Annotated in this window: 15 protein-coding genes; 12 read left to right on the forward strand and 3 right to left on the reverse strand. The window is 55.9% G+C overall.

Translation table 11 applies throughout. The annotated features are described in order from the left end of the window. The first annotated feature begins 21 nt into the window (after window positions 1-21). The 4 genes from odhB (at window position 22) to sucD (ending at window position 5,329) form a co-directional block, all read left to right on the forward strand. Window positions 22-1,587, forward strand: coding sequence for a 2-oxoglutarate dehydrogenase complex dihydrolipoyllysine-residue succinyltransferase (gene odhB / locus ACN06F_RS05025; protein WP_038482415.1), 1,566 nt, complete (start codon window positions 22-24; stop codon window positions 1,585-1,587). Window positions 1,588-1,701: 114 nt separating this feature from the next. Then, window positions 1,702-3,141 carry a dihydrolipoyl dehydrogenase gene (lpdA, locus tag ACN06F_RS05030; RefSeq protein WP_433924782.1) on the forward strand — a complete coding sequence of 480 codons (1,440 nt, stop codon included), beginning with the start codon at window positions 1,702-1,704 and terminating at the stop codon, window positions 3,139-3,141. Window positions 3,142-3,290: 149 nt separating this feature from the next. Then, window positions 3,291-4,457 (forward strand): ADP-forming succinate--CoA ligase subunit beta, encoded by a 1,167-nt coding sequence (gene sucC / locus ACN06F_RS05035; RefSeq protein WP_095602385.1) that lies wholly within the window; start codon window positions 3,291-3,293, stop codon window positions 4,455-4,457. Continuing rightward, window positions 4,457-5,329: a succinate--CoA ligase subunit alpha gene (gene sucD, locus ACN06F_RS05040; protein ID WP_009722518.1), complete on the forward strand. Its 873-nt coding sequence runs from the start codon at window positions 4,457-4,459 to the stop codon at window positions 5,327-5,329. The genes sucC and sucD overlap by 1 nt, the downstream gene beginning before the upstream one ends. Window positions 5,330-5,395: 66 nt before the next feature. On the opposite strand, the gene ACN06F_RS05045 is transcribed toward sucD, so the two are convergent. From ACN06F_RS05045 to ACN06F_RS05055, 3 genes are all read right to left on the reverse strand, one after another. Next, on the reverse strand, window positions 5,396-6,436 hold the full coding sequence (locus ACN06F_RS05045; RefSeq protein ID WP_198348450.1) for a lysylphosphatidylglycerol synthase transmembrane domain-containing protein: 1,041 nt from the start codon (window positions 6,434-6,436) through the stop codon (window positions 5,396-5,398). Beyond that, window positions 6,414-7,532 carry a glycosyltransferase family 4 protein gene (locus tag ACN06F_RS05050; protein ID WP_038482424.1) on the reverse strand — a complete coding sequence of 373 codons (1,119 nt, stop codon included), beginning with the start codon at window positions 7,530-7,532 and terminating at the stop codon, window positions 6,414-6,416. Before ACN06F_RS05050 ends, ACN06F_RS05045 begins: the two co-directional genes overlap by 23 nt. 132 nt (window positions 7,533-7,664) lie before the next feature. Further along, window positions 7,665-9,605, reverse strand: a complete 1,941-nt coding sequence (locus ACN06F_RS05055; protein ID WP_089040889.1) for an exoribonuclease II — start codon at window positions 9,603-9,605, stop codon at window positions 7,665-7,667. 254 nt (window positions 9,606-9,859) lie between these two features. On the opposite strand from ACN06F_RS05055, the gene ACN06F_RS05060 reads away from it, so the two are divergent. The 8 genes from ACN06F_RS05060 to ACN06F_RS05095 all read left to right on the forward strand — a co-directional run bounded on the left by ACN06F_RS05060 (window position 9,860) and on the right by ACN06F_RS05095 (window position 22,315). Next, window positions 9,860-10,594: a GntR family transcriptional regulator gene (locus ACN06F_RS05060; protein ID WP_038482427.1), complete on the forward strand. Its 735-nt coding sequence runs from the start codon at window positions 9,860-9,862 to the stop codon at window positions 10,592-10,594. A gap of 8 nt (window positions 10,595-10,602) precedes the next feature. Further along, window positions 10,603-11,718: an N-acetylglucosamine-6-phosphate deacetylase gene (gene nagA / locus ACN06F_RS05065; protein WP_038482431.1), complete on the forward strand. Its 1,116-nt coding sequence runs from the start codon at window positions 10,603-10,605 to the stop codon at window positions 11,716-11,718. Next, window positions 11,719-12,738, forward strand: a complete 1,020-nt coding sequence (locus ACN06F_RS05070; protein WP_099049299.1) for an SIS domain-containing protein — start codon at window positions 11,719-11,721, stop codon at window positions 12,736-12,738. A gap of 29 nt (window positions 12,739-12,767) precedes the next feature. Then, a complete protein-coding gene (gene ptsP / locus ACN06F_RS05075; protein ID WP_038482436.1) occupies window positions 12,768-15,347 on the forward strand; it encodes a phosphoenolpyruvate--protein phosphotransferase in 2,580 nt (859 codons plus the stop codon). A gap of 1 nt (window position 15,348) precedes the next feature. Beyond that, window positions 15,349-17,088, forward strand: coding sequence for an N-acetylglucosamine-specific PTS transporter subunit IIBC (gene nagE / locus ACN06F_RS05080; protein ID WP_433924783.1), 1,740 nt, complete (start codon window positions 15,349-15,351; stop codon window positions 17,086-17,088). Window positions 17,089-17,280: 192 nt separating this feature from the next. Then, on the forward strand, window positions 17,281-18,687 hold the full coding sequence (locus ACN06F_RS05085; RefSeq protein ID WP_433924784.1) for an OprD family outer membrane porin: 1,407 nt from the start codon (window positions 17,281-17,283) through the stop codon (window positions 18,685-18,687). A gap of 17 nt (window positions 18,688-18,704) precedes the next feature. Next, window positions 18,705-21,398: a beta-N-acetylhexosaminidase gene (locus tag ACN06F_RS05090; protein ID WP_433924785.1), complete on the forward strand. Its 2,694-nt coding sequence runs from the start codon at window positions 18,705-18,707 to the stop codon at window positions 21,396-21,398. 119 nt (window positions 21,399-21,517) lie between these two features. Beyond that, window positions 21,518-22,315 carry a Cof-type HAD-IIB family hydrolase gene (locus ACN06F_RS05095; protein ID WP_433924786.1) on the forward strand — a complete coding sequence of 266 codons (798 nt, stop codon included), beginning with the start codon at window positions 21,518-21,520 and terminating at the stop codon, window positions 22,313-22,315. The last annotated feature ends 114 nt before the right edge of the window (window positions 22,316-22,429 follow it).

Below are 22,429 nucleotides of genomic sequence, written 5' to 3' on the forward strand. Positions count from 1 at the left end.
AGAACATATAAGGGAAACGACATGGCTACTGATATCAAAGCGCCAACCTTTCCGGAATCCGTTGCCGAAGGCACTGTGGCTGCGTGGCATAAAAAGCCGGGTGACAGCGTCGAACGTGACGAGCTGATTGTTGAAATCGAAACCGACAAAGTGGTGCTAGAAGTCGTCGCACCGGAAGCGGGTACCCTGACTGACGTGATGGCCGAAGAGGGCGAGACCGTCGAGTCAGAGCAAGTGTTAGGCAAAATCGGTGAAGGCAGCGCGTCTAGCAGTAAAGAAGAAAAATCTTCTGACGATGCTAGTGCTAAAAAGTCTGTTGAGAAAAGCGAAGAGAAAAAAGCCAGCGGCGGTAACGGCGGTGGTAAGCAACATGACGTAAAAGCCCCAAGCTTCCCTGAGTCTATCCAGGAAGGCACCGTGGCAACATGGCACAAGAAAGTAGGTGAAGCGGTTAAGCGCGATGAAGTGTTAGCCGACATCGAAACCGACAAGGTGGTGCTAGAAGTTGTCGCACCTGCCGACGGCGCACTGGCAGAAATTAAAGCCGAAGAAGGCAGCCAGGTTGAATCCGAAGCGGTTCTGGCCATCTTTACCGAAGGTGCTGGTGGCGCTGGTGAAGAGAGCAGCAGTGCCTCTTCTTCAAGCGCTGCGGGTAGCGATGATGAAGGTTCTGATGAGAAAATCGGCGATAAGATCCTAGCGCCGGCGGCACGTAAGATGGTTGCTGAGCATGATCTGGATGTTGCCAAGATTGAGGGCACCGGCAAAGGTGGCCGCATCTTGAAAGAAGACGTGCAAAAAGCCGTGAAAGATGGTTCTGCCAAAAAAGCAGCGAAATCTTCAGCGCCGGCGAAAGCAGCCGCCGCCGCACCGGCAGTGGAAGGTGATCGCGTCGAGAAGCGCGTTCCGATGACGCGTCTGCGTCAAACTATTGCTAAGCGTCTGGTTCAGGCACAGCAAACAGCTGCCATGCTGACCACTTATAACGAAGTGGACATGACTGAAATCATGGCGCTTCGTGCGCAGTACAAAGATACGTTCCAGAAAACCCACGATATTAAGCTGGGCTTTATGGGCTTCTTTGTGAAAGCGGCTTCTGAAGCACTCAAGCGCTTCCCGGATGTTAACGCCTCTATTGATGGTACCGATATCGTTTATCACGGTTATCAAGATATCGGCGTTGCGGTATCAACGGATCGTGGCTTGGTTGTACCGGTGCTGCGTGATACCGATAGCATGAAAATTGCCGACGTTGAGCGCACCATTGTTGATTTCGGTAAGCGTGGTCGTGACGGAAAGCTGGGCATGGATGACATGATCGGCGGCACCTTCACTATCACTAACGGCGGTACATTTGGTTCTTTGATGTCGACCCCGATTATCAATCCACCTCAAACCGCTATCCTGGGTATGCATAAAATCCAGGATCGTCCAATGGCTGTGAATGGTAAGGTCGAGATTCGCCCGATGATGTATCTGGCGCTGTCCTACGACCACCGCATGATTGATGGTAAAGATGCGGTACGATTCTTGGTTACTATTAAAGAGCTGCTGGAAGACCCGGCTCGCTTGCTGCTGGACGTATAACGGAGCGCGCTGATCCGCCTCCTCTGCTGTATTAGCGTTCTAATGCAATCGCACCTTGCCTCCTGCCCGTTTTAGGTTCAAATGGGGGGAGGCAACCAAGCTAAAGGAGCCAACATGGCTGACAAGTTTGATGTGATCGTTATCGGTGCAGGTCCCGGTGGCTACGTAGCGGCTATCCGCGCTGCGCAGCTGGGCCTGAAAGCCGCCTGTGTTGAAAAATGGATTGGTAAAGAAGGCAATGTCGTTCACGGCGGTACGTGTTTGAACGTCGGCTGTATCCCGTCTAAAGCGTTGCTTGAAGCCTCGCATAAGTTCGTCGAAGCCAAGCACGATTTCGACGACATGGGTATTAATGCCGGTGACGTCACGATGGACGTCAAAAAAATGATGGCTCGCAAGGACAAGATCGTTAAGAACTTGACCGGCGGCATCTCTGGCTTATTTAAAGCCAATGGCGTTACGGCTATTGAAGGTACCGGTAAAGTGGTTTCCGGTAAGCAAGTCGAAGTTACCGATCTAGACGGCAATACGACCACTTACGACGCTGATAACATCGTTATTGCTGCAGGTTCTGTGCCGGTTGAAATTCCACCGACGCCGCTAACCGAAGGTTTGATTGTTGACTCTACCGGCGCGCTAGAATTCCAGGAAACGCCGAAGCGTTTAGGCGTTATTGGTGCTGGCGTTATCGGCCTAGAACTGGGTAGTGTTTGGAACCGCTTAGGTTCTGAAGTTACTGTTCTGGAAGCGATGGATAGCTTCTTGCCGATGGTCGATACGGCGATCGCGAAAGAAACGCAGAAACTGCTCAAAAAGCAGGGGCTGGATATTAAACTGGGCGCCCGTGTGACTGGTTCGGAAACCAACGGCGACGAAGTCATCGTTAAGTACGCCGATGCCAATGGCGAACAGGAAATGACCTTCGACAAGCTGATTGTTTGCGTTGGTCGCCGTCCGTACACCAAGGGTGTGATTGCCGATGGTGTGAGCGTTGAGCTGGACGAACGCGGTTTTATCTTTGTTGATGACCAGTGCCGCACTAACGTACCCGGTGTTTATGCCATTGGTGACTGTGTGCGTGGCCCCATGCTGGCGCACAAGGCATCTGAAGAAGGTATCATGGTCGCTGATATCATCGCTGGTCACAAAGCCGAGATGAACTACGACACGATTCCGAACGTGATTTACACGTTCCCAGAAGTAGCTTGGGTCGGTATGACTGAGCAAGATGCCAAAGCGAAAGGCATTGAAGTTAAGACCGGTAGCTTCCCGTTCGCGGCAAGTGGTCGTGCGATGGCGAACAACGCCACCGAAGGTAGCGCCAAGATTATCGCCGATGCGGAAACCGACCGTATTCTCGGCATGCATATCGTTGGTCAGCACGCGGGTGAGATGATTGCCCAGGGCGTGATTGCAATGGAATTCGGCTCCAGCGCCGAAGACCTGGCTCTGACCTGCTATGCACACCCGACTATGTCGGAAGCTGTGCACGAAGCAGCTCTTGCGGTAGATGGCCATGCCATTCATATGGCTAACCGTAAGAAGCGCAAGTAATTCGCTAAGCAACAACCAAGCGCCACCGTCAGGTGGCGCAACACTTTCGGCTCTGTGAGAAATCAGCGGGGACGAAGGTACGGGGATGCCCCGCTCTTTTAAAGCAGCGGGTCATCGTTCGAGTCACATGCAACCAATGGCATGAATCGATGAACCTTCACGAGTATCAAGGCAAACAGCTGTTTGCTGATTATGGTCTACCAGTGTCTAAAGGCTTTGCCGTGGACACTCCCGAAGAAGCTGAAGAAGCGTGTAAAAAGATCGGCGGTGACATGTGGGTGGTTAAAGCCCAGGTTCACGCTGGCGGCCGCGGTAAAGCGGGCGGCGTTAAGCTGATTAAAGATCCGGCTGAAGCAAAAGCTTTCGCCGAGCAGTGGTTAGGCAAGAACCTGGTAACCTTCCAGACTGACGAAAAAGGTCAGCCGGTTGCTAAAATTTTGGTTGAGACTTGCACCGATATCGCTGACGAGCTGTATCTCGGCGCCGTCGTTGATCGCACCACTCGTCGCGTGGTCTTCATGGCCTCTACTGAAGGCGGTGTTGAAATCGAGACCGTTGCAGAAGAAACGCCAGAAAAAATTCTGAAAGCCGAAATCGATCCGTTGGTTGGTGCACAGCCCTACCAAGCGCGTGAGCTGGCATTTGCTCTGGGCCTTAAAGGCGACCAGGTCAAGCAGTTCACCAAGATCTTCCTGGGCCTTTCTAAGCTGTTCCATGACAAAGATCTGGCACTGTTAGAAATTAACCCGCTGGTTATTACCGACGAAGGCAATCTGCACTGCCTCGACGCGAAACTGGGACTCGACAGCAACGCGCTGTACCGTCATCCGGACCTTCAAGCGATGCGCGATCCTTCCCAGGAAGATCAGCGTGAAGCTGATGCAGCGAAGTGGGAACTGAACTACGTAGCGCTTGATGGCAACATCGGCTGCATGGTTAACGGTGCTGGCCTGGCCATGGGCACCATGGACATCGTCAACCTGAGTGGCGGCAAGCCTGCTAACTTCCTGGACGTTGGCGGCGGTGCGACCAAAGAGCGCGTTGCAGAAGCGTTCAAGATCATTCTGTCTGATGACAACGTCAAAGCGGTTCTGGTGAACATCTTCGGCGGTATCGTTCGTTGCGACATGATTGCTGAAGGCATCATCGGTGCTGTTGAACAAGTTGGTGTTAACGTTCCAGTGGTTGTGCGTCTGGAAGGTAACAACGCTGAATTGGGCGCTGAAAAACTGGCGTCTAGCGGTCTGAACATCATCGCTGCTACCAGTCTGACCGACGCGGCTCAGCAGGTTGTAAAAGCAGCGGAGGGCAAGTAATGAGCATCCTGATCGATAAGAACACCAAGGTCATCTGCCAAGGTTTCACGGGTGGCCAGGGCACGTTCCACTCCGAACAGGCGATTGCCTATGGCACGCAAATGGTCGGTGGTGTTACGCCGGGCAAAGGCGGCCAGACGCACCTGGGCCTGCCCGTTTTCAACACCGTGAAAGAAGCGGTCGAGAAAACCGGCGCGGAAGCCAGCGTGATCTACGTTCCGGCACCGTTCTGTAAAGACTCGATTCTTGAAGCTGCTAACGCTGGCATCAAGCTGATCGTGTGCATCACCGAAGGTATCGCGACGCTAGACATGCTCGAAGCAAAAGTAAAATGTGACGAGCTGGGCGTACGTCTGATCGGCCCGAACTGCCCAGGTGTTATCACGCCTGGCGAATGTAAAATTGGCATCATGCCGGGCCACATTCACCAGCCGGGTAAAGTCGGTATCGTGTCGCGTTCAGGCACCCTGACTTACGAAGCCGTTAAGCAGACAACTGACCATGGTTTCGGTCAGTCTACCTGTGTAGGCATCGGTGGTGACCCGATTCCAGGTTCTAACTTTATCGACATTCTTGAAATGTTCGAGAAAGACCCGAAAACCGAAGCGATCGTGATGATCGGTGAAATCGGTGGTACGGCTGAAGAAGAAGCAGCGGCTTACATCAAAGCCAACGTTTCTAAGCCTGTGGTTTCCTACATTGCCGGTGTCACTGCACCTCCTGGCAAGCGTATGGGCCATGCGGGCGCAATCATCTCTGGCGGTAAAGGTACTGCGGATGAGAAGTTTGCTGCCCTGGAAGATGCTGGTGTTAAAACCGTGCGTTCTCTGGCTGAAATCGGCGATGCACTGAAAGAAGTCACTGGCTGGTAAGCTATCGACCTCTAGTCGCACGCGATAAGGGCGCCCCTCGGGGCGCCCTTATTCGTTGGTGCATGGTTATCCTTCCGGCGTTTTATGGTCGGGTTTTCTGCGTAGCATTCGGTAGCTGTACAGAATAAATAGTGGCGCCCCCACCGCTAAATAGAGGTGGTAGCTCACCAGTCGCCACACTAAGACGGCTGCTGCGGCCTGCTCGCGTTCCATCAAGGGCAGCAACAAACTGCCAACGCCCACTTCGGCGGCACCTGCGCCGCCAGGAAGAAAGCTCAGCTGGCTGGCCGCCATGGCCAGCATTTGGGTTAAAAACGTCCACATCCAATCGGCATGGCCGCCCACGCCCAGCACCGCGACATAGAGTAAGCTATAGCGCATTAGCCAATGCGCTGCGGTAAGCATCATCATCGCGAGCAGCGTCGTAAAAGGAAGCGCGAGTGTGACCTTGAGCGCATATCGGCATCGTAATAAGCGCCTTACTAACCAGCGCCGTCGGTAACGGCTTGGCCATGTCGTTATAACGCCACCTGCACGCAGCAGGCTGGGTAAATAACACATCACACCACTGACCAGCGTCGCCATAAATGCTAAACCGACCAGTGACCACTGTACTAGTGACTGATGCGGCCACTGGGTATCGCTGGCCAGCGAAAAGAGCACCAAACCGCTCAGCATGGTAAGGAAGAACAGCAAATCACAGCCTTGGTCAATCAAAAACACCGCTGCCCCTTTGGCGGGAGGAAAGCCTCGTCGTGCAAGCAGGATAAGTAGAGTGGCTGGTCCTCCACTCCCTCCAGGCGTAGCGCACAACGCAAACTTTGATGCCAGTTCGATGCCCAGTGCACCACGTTGACCAAGTTGCCCTGCACGGCCACCTAACATTAGCCGCAGCCTTGTTGCATTCAGGTTCCAACACAGAAACGCTAATACCAGCATCAACAGCAATAACGCGAATGGAAAATGTTTAATACGCTGCAGCGCCTCAGCACCGCCCAGCCAAGTGGTAAGCACTAGCGGGGCCAAGAGCGCCCCCGCCAGTAGCAAACCATGCAGCGGGCGAAAACGCAGTAGTCGTTGGGGCTTAGTGGTGGTGGACGAGGGCATTGGGCCGTTCAATTTTGCAAAGGTCGATGTAGTGCTCGAGAAGAGACTGGATAACGCTATCCCAACTGAACTGTCGTTCGACAAAATGACGGGCATAACGCCCGCTGGCAGCGATGTCATTACTGAACAAGGCTGTGCATGCCTCGGCCATGGCATCCGGGTTGAGTGGCTGACACAGAATGCCAGCGCCTAACGGCACATTTTCGGCCAGTGCGCCGGCCCTGGCACCCACGACAGGGATACCGCAGGCCATCGCTTCTTGAGCGATCAAGCCAAACGTTTCCCGAGTGCCCGCATGCAAAAGGGCATCGCTACTGGCAAGTGCTTTGGCCACTTCATGTGCGCCGCAGCAGCGATCCACGACAGTGACATTGTTGGGTACCTGATGGGGCATGCCGGGACCCATCAGTAATAAATGGTAATCACTGCCGAGCTGGCGCATCGTCGCCAGCAGTACATCAATATTTTTCTCGCGGGAATTGCGACCGACAAAGATCAGCAGCTTTTTATCGCTGGGAATACCCATGCCTTGGCGGAAGGCGGGATCTCGCTGCTGGGGGTGAAAATGGTTTAAATCGACCCCTAATGGCTGTACGCGAACGTTATCGACTCCCCATTCCCTTAATCGATTAGCCATAGCGTTACAGGGTGCCAGCACGCTATCAAATTGGCAGTAGAGGTCTTTGACATAGCGCGTTAAGCGTTTCTCAACGTAGCGGCCAAAGCGATCCCCCATTAAGCGCGGAAGGTCTGAGTGATAAAAGCCTACCACCGGTACCCCAAGCTTTTGGCCTGCGGCGAGGGCTGCCCACGCCGTTACATAAGGGTCGCCAGCCTCGATAAGATCAGGTTTAAGATCAATCAGCGCATCGCGCCAGCGTGCCCCCCTCAGCGGAAAGCGGTAGCCCTGGCCCAAGGGGAGGTGTAGCGCTGGCAAGGTGTGGTGGTCACCCAGGCTATCGCGCTCAGCTCCCGGCACTAACAGGCTAGTGCGTAGGTTTGCCGTGTGCGCTAGCACCCGGTGTTTAGCTTGCAGATAAGTACGAACGCCGCCGCTTGCTGGGGCGTGAAACATGGTCACATCAGCGATGTGCAAGGTAACCTCCGAACTACAAGGGTGTCATCGGATTACCATAAGGAAGAAATAAGTCAGTTCTGCGACAGTTAATGGGCGGCGGGAAAATAAAACGCCACGGCAATGCCGTGGCGTGGGCGGGGCAAGGTAACGTTATTCTGTGGGTTTGGCGACCAGCGAGCGGGTTTCCTCACGGGCTTCTGTTAGCGCAATGCGCAGGCTGTCGCCCAGCTTGTAGCGCTCTTCGCCTTCAATCTGAATGCGACCCTCTTTATCATCAATGACCACTTTATCGCGATCGCTGTGCATTAGCGGGGCGGGTACGAAGGCGGTAGCACCATTTTCCAACAGGCGTACTCGCATACCACCGCGGTTGATCGCCATGATCTCTGCGTCGAAGGCGTCTTGGTTTTGAGCCGCTGGCGTTAAGTAGCGAACGTAGAGCCAATCTTTTACGTCGCGTTCTGCCATACGGTTCAGGCGGCGCCGCTCGGTGAGTTGCTCGGTGAGCTGCTGGCTGGCTTCTGCCGGAGCCTGTTCACCTTTAAGCACACGCTTGATCAAACGATGGTTGACCATATCGCCGTACTTACGAATTGGCGACGTCCAAGTGGCATAAGCCGGTAGTCCAAGACCAAAGTGCGGGCCAGGTTGAGCTGACATGCTGGTGAAGCCTTGGAAGCGGCGCAGGCGCGCGTCCAGCCAGGCATCATCACGGCTTTCCAGAGCGCGCTTTAGCTCTTTGTAGTGAGCCAGCTCAGTCAGCGCTTCCTGGGCAACTTCAATCTCCTGAGTTGCTAAGAACTCTTGAGCAGATTCGGCTTTTTCAGGCTCAAAAGCGCGGTGCACATTAAAGATACCGTGACCGATATGCTTGGCGAGGAAGTCCGCGCAGCAAGCGTTAGCGGCAATCATCGACTCTTCAATCATACGGTTGGCAATGCGGCGATCTTCGGTGCGAATGCCTAAGACGTTGCCCGCGTCGTCCAGGTCGAAAACGTAATCAGGACGATCTTTAAACACCAGCGCATGTTCGTTGCGCCAAGCGGTGCGCGCTTCGGTCAAATCGCGCAGTGCTTTCAGCTGTTCAGCGATATTGTCAGCGGGGGCCCACTCACCTTGACCGTCAATCCAGTCGGAAACGCGGTCATAGACTAGTTTGGCGTGGGATTTTACGTTAGCCGCAAAAAAGCGGTAATCACCTAGGCTGCCGTCGGCATTAATGTCCAGCGAGCAGGCAAGGGCAGGGCGATCCTGGCCTTCCCACAACGAACAGAGGTCATCCGCCAGCTGTTCAGGCAGCATGGTCACGTTCTGGCCGGGTAAGTAGACCGTAAAAGCACGGGTGCGCGCTTCAAGGTCGGCCGCGTGGCCTTCTTCAACGTAGGCTGTTGGGTCAGCGATCGCAACGCTTAGTCGCCAGCCGCCGCTTTCCAGCGCTTCCACGTGAAGCGCGTCGTCCATATCGCGGGTTTTTTCGCCATCGATAGTAAAGAAGGGCTGTGCCGTGAGGTCTTCACGGGTTAACCCTTCATCATGCAGTGGCCACTCGGTACCTGCGTCCGGGCATTCCTGTTCCAGCGCATGGCGGGCAAGGGTGACACGCCACGGAACGGCGGGATCGTCGGCCTTAGCCACTAGCTCATCAATTTGCGTAAAGAAGCCGCGATCGTTCTCTTTCAGCGGGTGGCGTACCAGCCGCGCGACAACCCAGTCGCCATCAGCAATGGTGGCTTCATCCAGGCTGTTCTTTATGCGCGCCTTTAGCACATTGCGAATCGACGGATGGTCGGGCACAACGGCTAAACGGTCTTCGCGCTTCTGAACACGGGCAACAAAGCGGTCAAGCCCAGCTTCGATCAGCTTTTCAGGCTCTACGGACTTTTTGTCGCCGTTTTCATGGATCACCGCCTCGACGCGATCGCCATGGAGTACTTGCTTCATGGCGGGGGGCGGCACGAAATAAGATTCACCGCTGTCGGTTTCAAGGAAACCGAAGCCTTTTTCGGTGGCTTTGATCACCCCTTCAGCGCGTGGGGTGGTATCACGGATCTGTTGCTTGAGCTGGGCAAGCAATGAGTTGTTTTGCAGCATGTGTTCAATCAGTTGGCGAGAGTAGCCTGCCACTATACGGATTCCCAAAGGCCGCGCCAATCGTGGTTACCCTGAAGTTCGCTTTGGCCCCAAACTATCAACGATCTGCGTTCAATCTTGTGCGTGCTTTATTGCCTTATTGGCCAGCTCGAACGTCACTATTCAACCATAGTTGTAGCTAATTGGTATTTGATTGGTATCTCATTGGGTCTATAGTGGTATCTAATTGGTATGGCCGCTACTGGGAGACACTCATGGACCCACGCTTTACTCAGCTACATCTTGATCCTCAGGGCGCAACACCGCTTTATCAGCAGTTAGCGCGTCAGCTAGAACAAGCAATTGATACGGGCGCCTGGCAAGCCGGCGAGGCGTTGCCTTCTGAGCGCAACTTGGCCGAAAGCTTAGCGGTTTCGCGCATTACTGCGCGGAAGGCGTTAGATCGCCTAGCAGAACTTGGGCTGATTCGCCGAAGCCGTGGCTCGGGCACGTTTATTACCCCTCGCCTCAATCAATCCTTGTCACGGCTCGCCAGTTTTACCGAGCTGCTGACCCAGCGTGGGTTTACGCCGAGTTCTCTTTGGTTGGAACGCAAGCTGGCCAACCCCAGTGCAGAAGAGAGCATGCGCCTTGGCCTGGGGGCTGATGCCCAAGTCGCGCGTCTCAAGCGTTTGCGTTTAGCCGATGGGGTGGTAATGGCGGTCGAAGAGAGTTGCCTCCCCATCTCGGTGCTGCCCGATCCTCTCCGGGTCGATACATCCCTTTATGCGGTGCTGGAAGCCAGCGGCAAAGGCATAGCACGTGCTTTGCAGCATGTGACGGCTATCAATGCCAGCGAGGAGTTGGCGGCGCTTGCTGAGGTGCCTGAGGGCCAGGCACTGCTCAAAGTGACGCGTCTAGGCTATCTCTCAGATGGCTCTCCGGCGGAGCTTACCGTTACCTACTGCCGCACTGATTATTACGACTTTATGGTCGAGATGACCCGCTAGGAGGTTTTATGCAGTTTGGCAATATTCTCACCTCTGAGGGCTGGCGCCTGGGAGAGATCCACTGGGAAGACGGGCGTATTAGGCGCATTGACGGCGATCCGGTAGATCCTGATACCAATGACCATCCACGCATTATTCCCGGCTTTATAGATTTGCATGTGCATGGTGGTGGTGGTGCCGACACCATGGAGGGCGGCACAGCTCTTGCCACCCTAGCGCGCACACACGTGCGTTTTGGCACCACCCGTTTGCTTGCTACCACCATGACGGCGCCAGATGAACGGATCCGTCAGGTGTTAGGCGATATCGCCCGCTATATGGAAGCGCAGGAGCCGGACGCCGCTAAGGTATTGGGCGTTCATTTGGAAGGTCCCTATATCAATCCCGGCAAGCTGGGTGCTCAACCTGCCCATGCGCGTAATGGCGTGATTGAGGAGGTGGATGAGCTGTGTGCTTTGGCCCCCATCCGCTTACTGACACTTGCCCCTGAGTTAGCTGGCCACTATGCATTAATTCGCCATCTCAGCGAACGCGGCGTGCGGGTTCAGATAGGGCATACGCTTGGCAGCTATGAAGAGGGCGTTGAGGCATTGGCTCATGGTGCCTGCGGGTTTACTCATCTGTTCAATGCCATGACCGGACTGCATCACCGCAAGCCGGGAATGGTCGGCGCAGCGCTCGCCCATGCGCAGTACGCCGAAGTGATTCCTGATCTGCTGCATGTACATCCTGGTGCCATCCGTGCCGCCTTACGTTGCATCCCTAATCTCTATGCGGTTACCGACTCCACGGCAGCGGCAGGCATGCCAGACGGTGATTACCGTCTAGGTGAGCAGACCGTCACCAAATGTCTGGGAGGTGTGCGTTTGGCTGACGGCACCTTGGCAGGCAGTACGCTGACCATGGATCAGGCGTTACGTAACTTCGTTAGTCTCGGTCTTACCCTGGCGGACGCCTCGGATCGCCTGTCACGTTTCCCTGCCGACTTCCTAGAGATCGACGACATTGGCCGCCTGCAAGAGGGCGCATTGGCGGACCTGGTCATCCTTGACCCCCAACTTCAACTCCAAGCGGTCTATGTCGAAGGCCGTCATATCTGTGGAAACGCCCAAGGAGCCTCTTAAATGTCTTTGATGCTTGAAGAAACTCGCAACGCCCCTGAACGTGTTCGCGGTCAGCTGCAGCGTAATCACGCGTTGCTTGCTGCACTAGGTGAACGCTTGCGCCTTGCCGAGCCGACTGCCGCAGTCACCGTGGCGCGGGGTAGTTCCGATCATGCCGCCAGCTACTTCGCCTACCAATGCATGCAGCGTAAAGGCATTCCTGTGGCCTCGCTGCCTCCCTCGCTGACCACCCTGGCGAAGGCACCTTGGCGACTAACAGGGCAATTGTCCTTGGCGGTTTCCCAATCTGGACAAAGCCCTGACCTAGTGGCGATGCAGCAGTCCCTCGCTGCCGCTGGGGCTCGAACGGTAGCGTTAGTCAATACGCCGCAGTCGCCTCTGGGCGCGGCCAGCGATAGTGAAATTCCGCTCTACGCGGGAGAAGAAAAAAGTGTCGCTGCCACCAAAAGCTACTTGGCCACGCTTTCTGCCATGGCGCAGCTCATCGGCCACTGGCAGGAAGACCGCCTGCTACTCACTGCTTTGGAACAACTTCCAGAACGACTGACCCAGGCCCTGGCGATGGATTGGTCCCCGGCCATCGAGGCATTACTAAATGCTGACAAGATGATGGTGATTGGTCGTGGAGCAGGTCTTGCAGTCGCTCAGGAAGCGGCGCTCAAGTTTAAAGAAACCTGTGCGATTCAAGCGGAATCCTTTAGCGGTGCCGAAGTTCGCCATGGTCCGATGGCGCTAATTGGCCCTGATTATCCGGTGCTGGTATTCGCACCACCAGGGCCCGAACAGGCTGGCTTGCTGGAGTTAACCGAGTGGCTCAAGAGTGTTGGTGCCCGGGTAGTCCTTGCTGCCGACAAGAGCGTGGTACAGCGCAATTTGACCTTGGTAGATGCTGGTCATGAGGCTCTGCAGCCACTGTCGGTGATTCAGAGCTTTTATCAAATGGTGGCTGGCCTTGCAGAGGCTCGGGGAAGCGATCCAGATCGCCCTCGGCACCTCAATAAAGTTACCTGCACCCTGTAACGTATAACAACAATCTTGGGAGTCCTCCCATGTCAGATTCAAGTCAATCATTAACGCTGCAGGCCCCCGTAACGGGGGTTGTGGTACCCCTAGCAGCAGTGCCCGATCCGGTTTTCGCCAGCCTAACCCTGGGAGAGGGCATTGCTCTCGATCCACTGGGCGAATGCCTGCATGCTCCCTGTGATGGTGAAGTGGTGCAGTGCGCGCGAACCCATCATGCGTTCACCTTGAGAACCGCGGCGGGTGTTGAATTACTGCTTCACCTTGGCCTGGATACGGTTGAGTTAAACGGAAAAGGTATTGAGCCTTTGGTCGCCGTAGGTGATCAAGTGCGCGCTGGTGACCCGCTGTGCCGTTTCGATGCCGATGCGTTAGCGCTGGGCGCAAGTGCGCTGATTACCCCATTAGTGATCACCGAAGCGGCTGGTTGGCAATTACTGCCGTCGAAGCACCGTGAGGGTGAGCGTGTTTCCCTTGGTGAGCCTTTACTGGTGCTAACCCGCACGGCTATTGAGCAATCCGATACACGTGCCGATGGGCCGTTAGCTGAGCGCCGCGTGACCCTAGCCTTGGCATCGGGGCTGCATGCGCGACCGGCTGCTCGACTGCGTGCTATTGCTCGCGAGCATAACGTTAATCTGACGGTGCAACATGAGGGTTCAAGCGACAACGCTGCCAGTGCTAGCGCCGCTAGTCTTAGCGCATTAATGAACTTGGGCCTGACCGAAGGCGCAACGTTAAAACTGACTGCCCAGGGAGAGGCTGCTGAGGCTGCGCTGGATGCCGCCGAGCGTCTGTTGACTACTCCTGAAGCCGACGAACATAGCGCACCTGCGTCGTCTACATTAACCGCAGTGGCACTTAAAGAGGGCGAACTGGCTGGCTTGGTGGCTAGCCCTGGTTTAGCCATCGGTCCGCTTGTCTCTTATCAATTGCCGCTACCCGCCGTGCCCTTGATGGGCGAGGGCGAAGCCGTTGAGACAGCTTGCTTGAAAAAGGCTCTGCTAAGCGTTGGCGAAGCGCTAGCTAAAGCTGAAGCGCAAGCGACGCGCCAGGGGCAGAGCGCCGAGGCGGAAATCTTTGCTGCCCATGGCGCCTGGCTCGATGATCCCGATTTGGCGGCAGCGGCAGGTCAGCACATTAGTGAAGGTCGCAGCGCTGGCCAAGCTTGGCGTGAGGCGCTTGATGGCGAGGCCGCAAGGCTTGCGGCGAGTGGAAATACGCTGCTTGCCGCCAGGGTTGCTGATCTGCGCGACTTGCAGCGCCGTGTGATGGTGGAACTCAGCGACGACCATCAAGCGGCACTTCCTGAGCTGCCGAAGGGAGCCGTCGTTGTTGCTGATGAACTGACACCCTCAGAGCTGGTGGCCGTTGCCGCCCAGCACCCTGCTGGGCTGTGTCTCGCGGGCGGCGGCACCACTTCCCATGTGGCCATTTTGGCACGCGCCCGAGGTATTCCCTGCCTCGTGGCCATGGGGGCAAGCCTAATCGACGCTGCTAATAGCGCCACAAGCGAGAGCGTCATTCTAGATGCGGAAAATGGACGCTTGGCGCTGAGCCCCAGCGCTACTCAACGGGCGGAAGTGGCAGAGCGCATTGATGCTCGCCGTTATGAAGCTGAGCAAGCGCAAGCGTTAGCGCATGAGCCAGCGATGACTCTGGACGGGCGAGAAATTGAGGTATGCGCCAATATCGGTGGCGCCGAAGAGGCGCGTTTGGCGGCAGATTCGGGGGCTGATGGTGTAGGCCTACTGCGCAGTGAGTTTCTTTTTCTTGAGCGAGATAGTGCCCCCAGTGAAGCGACTCAGCGTGATGAATATCAGGCTGCGGTGAAGGCCTTAGATGGCAAGCCTGTGATTATTCGCACCCTGGATATTGGTGCAGACAAGCAGCTTCCTTATCTGCGATTGCCGTCAGTACCTAACCCAGCGCTGGGCGTGCGGGGCGCTCGTTTGTGGGCCAGCCAGCCTGAACTGCTGGAGACCCAGCTGCGAGCGCTACTCGGCGTTACGCCGTTGGAAACGTTACATATCATGCTGCCGATGGTGACTGAGGTTGGCGAGCTGCGCGAAGTGCGCAAGCGCTTAGAGACGTTGGCCAGCGAAATGGGGCTCGATGCGCGGCCGCGCCTTGGTGCCATGATCGAGGTGCCTAGTGCTGCTCTGTGCGCCAGAAGCCTCGCCGTTGAAGCCGACTTTCTGTCAATCGGCACCAACGATCTAACCCAGTACACCCTGGCGATGGACCGTGAGGACCCGGCGCTCACCGCACGAGCGGATGTATTGCATCCTGCGGTGCTGCGGCTGATTCAAGCGACGGTAGACGGCGCGAAAGGGCACTGCCCGGTGGGAGTCTGCGGTGCCGCCGCGGGTGATGAACGGGTCGCGCTTCTGCTCGTCGCGCTGGGTGTCGATGAACTCTCTGTAGAACCAGCACGTGTGCCTGCGGTGAAAGCTGCCCTGCGTTGCCTGAATGCTGCCGCACTGGCAGATGAACTTCCCGCACTACTGGCCTTGGACGATGCGACCGCTGTACGCCAGCACTTAAGCGCGTGGCTTGCTCAGGCCAACCAAACCGACATAACAACAACGACCCTTGAGAGGTGCTGAAATGTCTTCTACGACCTTCGGTTCCCGCCTAATGGGCGGACTACAGCGGCTTGGCCGCTCTCTGATGCTACCTATCGCAGTATTGCCCATTGCAGGTCTATTGCTGCGACTTGGGCAGCCTGATCTGCTGGATATTGCCTTTATTGCTGGCGCTGGCGAGGCCATTTTCGCCAACCTGGCGCTGATTTTTGCTATCGGCCTAGCCGTAGGCTTCGCGGATGATAGTAACGGTGCCGCTGGTCTAGCCGGGGTGATTGGTTACCTGGTACTAGATGCGGTGCTGACTGCGCTTAACCCTGAGATCGATATGGGGGTGCTGGCAGGGATTATTGCCGGCAGCGTGGCAGGCCTGCTTTATAATCGCTATAAGTCGATTCAGCTCCCTGATTATCTGGCCTTTTTTGGTGGGCGACGCTTTGTACCTATTGCCACTGGCCTAGCTGCAGTAGCAATGGGGGTTGTTTTTGGGGTGATTTGGCCGCCCATCCAACATGGTATTGATGCACTTGGTCACTGGCTGATTGGCGCCGGTGAGCTGGGACTTTTCGTGTACGGAACGATTAATCGTTTGTTGATTGTGACGGGGTTGCACCACGTGCTGAATAGCCTGGTGTGGTTCGTCTTCGGCAATTTTGAGACAGCCTCTGGGGTAGTAGCCAATGGCGACCTTAATCGTTTCTTTGCTGGTGACCCTGAAGCAGGGCGCTTTATGGCGGGCTTTTTCCCGGTGATGATGTTCGGCCTGCCAGCCGCGGCGCTGGCCATGTACCATGCCGCACCAAAAGGACGCCGTGCCCAGGTGGGTGGCTTGTTACTTTCGCTGGCATTGACGGCTTTCCTGACCGGTGTCACCGAACCCATCGAATTCACCTTTATGTTCCTGGCACCGCTGCTTTATGGCATGCACGCAGTGTTAACGGGCATTTCCATGGCGCTGCTGCACTGGCTGGACGTGAAGCTTGGCTTCACCTTCTCCGCTGGAGCCTTTGACTTTGCACTCTCTTACGGGCTTTCCACCAATGGTTGGCTGATGCTGCCTGTCGGCCTCGCCTATTTTGTTCTGTACTACATGGTATTTCGCTGGGCCATCGTCCGCTTTAATCTACCTACCCCAGGGCGCGAGCCGGAAAGCACTTCCTCCGCAGCAGCCCCAACACCACTCGGTGAACGTGGCCCAGCGTTTGTCACGGCGTTAGGTGGCGCGAGCAACCTGCAAAGCGTAGGTGCCTGTACGACTCGGTTGCGCTTGGTGCTGGAGAACCCTGAGGCAATTGATGAGCCGGCTCTGAAATCGTTGGGCTCTCGGGGGATCATGCGTCTCCAGGGCGGTGGTCTTCAGGTAGTGATGGGGCCCATTGCGGATGGTATCGCAGATGAGATTCGACAAGCGCTCAAGCAGAGTGGAGCGGCGATGGATGCCAATACCTCTTCTCATAGCCCTTCTGCACATAGTCCTTCTGAACATAGCCCTGGTACCCCCGCAAACTCATCTCAACCGACGGTATTGCCCGCCGAGGTGGCCCAACGCTGGATGGCTGCCTTAGGTGGTAATGCCAACGTGCAACGGCTGGACGTCCAAGCCCAGACACGCCTGCGCGTGGAGCTAGTCGATGGCGCTGGTCTAGACAGCGCAGCGCTTGACCAACTGGGATGTAGAGGCATCCAAGCGTTGAACGGCAATACATGGCATCTGATCGTCGGCGATCAAGCCGCTGCTATCGCGCATTCACTAAGAGCCTAACGCTCGTAATCGGCACCCGTTACTTGGCAACGACTGAGTAACGGGGAGCCGTGGCGATTTAGCCAAGACTTCTACGTCATAGACCCATGTTTATGGGGCAGCGTTGCGCTGCCCTACAGACCCCGCGCGTCTTTAAAACGTGCACATCACTGCAACGCTAATACAAAATCAACAACAATCGGATACGACGCCATGCTGATATCAAGCATACCTACGCCCCAAAAAGGGCAGCCGTTAGGTCGCTTTGGTCAACTAGCCCTGATCGGTACTTTATCGTTGGTTCCTTTGACGTCTTCTGCCGACGAGCCTCAGGACTTTATGGAAGAGGCCAGCCTTGAGACCACTCTGTTTTATATCTATCGCGACCGTGATCGTCGTTCGGGAGGTATGGGGCCGGATGGCGAGGGCAGCCCAGGGGCTTACGCTTCCAATCTACAGCACTCTACCGCCAATCTAGCTGTCGACTTCTCGAGTGGTCATGCGGGGGGCATTGTGGGGCTGGATCTAGCTGCCTTTGCCGCCTATGACTTTCAGAACCGCCACCAGGGTACGGAATTTAATTTCCGCCCAGCGAGCACTCTGTGGGAAGAACGCTGGGACGGCAAGGAGACGAATGGTGCCAGCCTCTACCGGGCCGCACTCAAGTTCAAGTTTGGCGATATGTGGGGGCGGTTAGGGTATCTGCAGCCCCAAGGCACCAGTGTCATCGCCCCTAACTGGTCCTTCCTACCAGGCACTTATCGCGGTGGAGAACTCGGAGCCAGGATAGGTGACCTATCGCTGAGCTATTTTCATGCTGATCGTTACAAGGCCCCTTGGTATCAGAGCTTCTACGAGTTCCGCCAAGCCGATGGAGAGACGATCGACTATCTGCACTCGCTGGGAGCACGCTACGAAATCACCGAAGACCTGGTGCTCGAGGCGGCTTTTGGGCAAGCCCAGGGCTATATGGATCAAGGGTTCGGTAAGGTTTCTTATGCCACCCAGCTGAACGATTCCCCGCTGCGTTTGAGTTACCAGGCCTACGCCGCCAGTGACCGTCATGACGATGGTTCGGCCAACGACGTCTATGACGGCACTGCCTGGCAACAGGTGCTTACCGCTCACTATGATCAAGGTGCCTTCGATTGGCGGCTTGAGTTTAGCTGGGTGCATGCCCCTGGGTCTCAGGGCTACTTCCTGCCGCGAATGACCACCCCTTATGCATCGTCTAACGGCCGCATGGACGTCTGGTGGGATGCCCGGTCCGATTGGAATCACGATGGCGAGAAGTCCCTCTACGCCGGTGTTACCTATGACCTGGAAGGCTGGAGTTTGCCTGGTTGGTCGTTGGGCGTGGCTCATGCTTATGGCTGGGATGCTCGTCCCTACTCAGGTTTTGAGGACCCCGGCCGCCGCTTTAGTGAGTCCGCCTGGAACTTTGACGTGCATTACAAAGTTCAGAATGGCTGGGCCGAGGGCACGCGTTTTCAACTGCACTATACCCGCTACGACAACCGCACCGACTACGCCTCCTGGGGAGATGGCGGCTTTAAAAACGCCTTTCAGGATGAGCACGACATCAAGTTCACGGTCGTGGCTCCTTTCTCGATTCTGTAATGCTTGAGGTGAAAACAATGACAACATTGACGAAGGCCCTAACGACACTGGCTATCGGGGTTGCAATCAACTCGGCGGCAACCCAGGCCAGCGAAACCACTCAGCTTGACGCGTCGTCTGCCCGTGACTTGGCGCAGCGGCTAGACGTGCAGTACAAGGTAACCGCCAATCAGCCACAGGCGCATGATAACGACTGCCAGAGATTGGGGGCGGATTACGCCGCCTGTTTCACTGCGACGATCCTTTTGACCAATACCTCCGATAAGGCCATTGAGGCGAGCGACTGGGGGCTGTATTTCTCGAGTATTCGTCGTCTGCTGCAGATGGATCACCCTGAACTGTCGCTGACTCGTATCACAGGGGATCTCCATCGCCTTGAGCCCAATGGCACCTTTACTGGACTGGACGCCGGAGAGAGCCTGGAAATTCCCATCGTGGGTGAGTACTGGCAGCTATTCATGACCGATGTGATGCCCAACTGGTACCTGGCAGTGGGCGATGAAACAGCGGTGATCGATAATACCCGTGACGAAGTGCTGACCGATTTTGTCCGTGCTCCTTTCGGTGAGCAGCTTATGCGTACACCGGACGATAACAACGTGGTGATGACGGCCGAGACACGCTTCGAGCGCAACGCTGAGGCCACTGCAATGCCCGCCGATGCATTGCGGGGAGCTATTTTGCCAACACCGCGATCATTTCGCCTTGGAGAGGCTACCCTCGATTTATCTGAAGGGATCAGCCTAGTGATGCCAATGCTGAGCGAGGCTAGCCTAGCGGTACTGGGAGAGCGCTTCGAACGGCTCGGCATTCCCGTTAACGAAGGTGGCGAAGGCTTGGTGATTCGTGCCCGCTTGGCCTCTGAGTCAGACGTTCTCGATGAAGCATTGGCACGGGAGGGGGGCTATCGCCTGCAGCTCAATGAGTCCGGTGCCGATATTCTGGCCTTTGACGCCACTGGGGCTTTCTACGCTGTCCAGTCGCTAATAGCGGCCATGGATGAGGCGGGATTGGTGCCAGCGATGGACATTGATGACGCTCCACGTTACGACTATCGCGGTGTCATGCTGGATGTTGCACGGAATTTCAAAGATAAGGCCTCAGTGTTGCGCTTGCTTGATCAGATGGCTGCGTACAAGCTCAACCGTTTCCATTTCCATCTCACCGATGATGAGGGCTGGCGGCTGGAAATTCCGGGGTTGGCGGAATTAACTGAAGTAGGCAGCAAGCGCTGTCATGATCTGGCAGAAACGAACTGCCTTTTACCTCAGCTGGGCTCTGGGCCAGAGGACGATACTGCCGGTAGCGGTTTCTACACCCGTGAGGATTATATCGATATCGTTCGCTATGCCGAGGCTCGCCATATTCAGGTGGTGCCTGAGATTGATATGCCGGCCCATGCTCGCGCCGCTGTGGTGGCTATGGAAGCGCGACATCGTCGGCTGATGGAGGAGGGCGATAGTGCGGCAGCCAACGAGTATCGATTAATCGACCCCGAAGATACGTCCAATACGCTGTCGGTTCAGCTCTATGATCGTCGCAGCTACCTCAATCCCTGTCTTGAGTCGACGAACCGCTTTGTCGATAAAGTGATGGGCGAAGTGGTATTGATGCACCAAGAGGCGGGCCAGGCGCTGGACAACTGGCACTTTGGTGGTGATGAAGCCAAGAATATCCTGCTGGGTCATGGTTTTCAGGATATCGATGCCGAAGAACCGGTCGACTGGCGAGGAACTATCGACCAGAGTGATCAGCACCATCCCTGGGAGGCGTCGCCAATTTGCCAACAGAGCGTTGCCGATGGAGAGGTCGCCTCTGTAGAGGAACTGCCGAGCCGTTTTGCCCTACAGGTCAATCAACTCGCTGATAGCTACGGAATAGCGCGGATGTCAGCCTGGCAAGACGGCCTTAAGCATGTTGAGTCCGCCGCCGAGTTTGCGACGCCGCAGGTTGCTGTCAATTTCTGGGATCCGCTGTTTTGGGGCGGTAGCCAGTCAGTGGCCGAGTGGCAGGCGCGGGGCTATGAGGTGATTCTTTCGAGCCCAGATTATCTCTACTTCGATATGCCCTACGAGGTCAATCCACACGAACGAGGCTACTACTGGGCGACACGTTTCACCGATACTCGCAAAGTGTTCTCCTTTGCCCCCGATAATCTAGCGCAAAATGCGGAAACCTCAGTTGACCGAGACGGCAATACCTTTCGTTCCGAGAGCGCCCAGGGGTGGCAAGGTGCTCGGGGGATTTCCGCGCAAGCCTGGGGTGAAACGGTACGTAGCGAGACGCAGATGGAGTACATGATCTTCCCGCGTCTGCTAGCGTTGGCCGAGCGAGCCTGGCACCAAGCCGAGTGGGAACTCGATTATCAACCTGGTCAGGCGTTCATCGGTGGCGAGACGTCCTTTGTCGACGATGAGTCGTTGATCGAGGACTGGCAGCGTTTTGCCAACCTGCTTGGTCAACGTGTTCTGCCACGGCTGGAGCGCGATGGAATCGCTTATCGTCTGCCGTTGCCAGGAGCCCGGGTTGAAGCGGGTAGGCTAGTGGCCAATGTCGCGCTACCAGGAGTAAGTATTGAGTACTCTTTGGACGACGGGGCGAGCTGGCAGGTCTATCAGGACAACGTGCCCCCCGAGGTGGAAAATACGGTGCTATTACGCAGTGCCAGTGCCAATGGTCAGCGGCATAGCCGTGTCGTGACGCTAAATTAACCAGCGTTAAGATAGCGAAGAGCCCTCTTCAGGCGGCGTTGCCTTAGAGGGCTCTGATCCGGCTGGGAGCGACGAGCGTAATCGGATAAGCTGAGAAGTTCTATCATCAGGAGTGCACCATGACATCACGCCTTATCGTTTCCGACCTTGACGGTACGCTGTTAGGCAGCAACCACCAGCTGCACGACAACACTATTGAGGTGCTGAGAGCGCTTGTATCGCAGGGCCATCATGTCGCGCTGGCGTCTGGTCGCCACTATAACGATATGCGCGTGTTTCGCGATCAGTTGGATATCCCTGCCTATTTAATCAGTACCAACGGGGCATATATCCATGCTCCAGACGGCACACTTTTGAGCGCGACCCATCTTGAACCAGCCTATGTCGAAACGCTTATTCAGTTGCCGCGCCCGCCCCAGGTAAGGCTCAACCTTTACCGTGAAAGCGGCTGGTATATCGATGCCGACGCACCGCATCTGTTGTCATTGCATGCCTCGACGGGCTTTCGTTACGAGGTTGTGCCGCAGGCAGCGATGGATGCTGATGGGGTTGGTAAAGTGCTCTACATAGGCGATCCGGCTGCGTTAGCGCAACTGGAATGTCAGGCCCAGGAGGCGCATGGTCGCAGCCTACATATCACATACTCAACGATCGACTCTTTAGAAATTATGGCGGGTGGTGTTAATAAAGGCGTGGCCTTAACGGCGCTGCTGGAAAAGCTAAAGCTGACGCCGGCAGAGTGCTTAGCATTTGGCGATAACCTAAACGATACTGAAATGCTTAATCTGGCAGGGGAAGCCCAGGTAATGAACAACGCCCACCCTGCGCTTTTCGATCGTGTTTCCAGCGCTGAGCGTATCGGCCATCATGGCGAAGCGGCTGTGGCTCAGTGGCTAGCAAAACGCTTCGCGCTGTAATAACCGCTTCGCGCTGCAATCTTGGTCGATGGCCGCTTGCGATAGGGTGGCCACTCCACCATCATCTAGCCCCTAAAATGATAATAACGAGTAATAATAACCTAGGGCATATTG

It is taken from the genome of Vreelandella sp. 21 (assembly GCF_050995515.1).
In the GTDB taxonomy this organism is placed as follows: Bacteria; Pseudomonadota; Gammaproteobacteria; order Pseudomonadales; family Halomonadaceae; genus Vreelandella; species Vreelandella alkaliphila.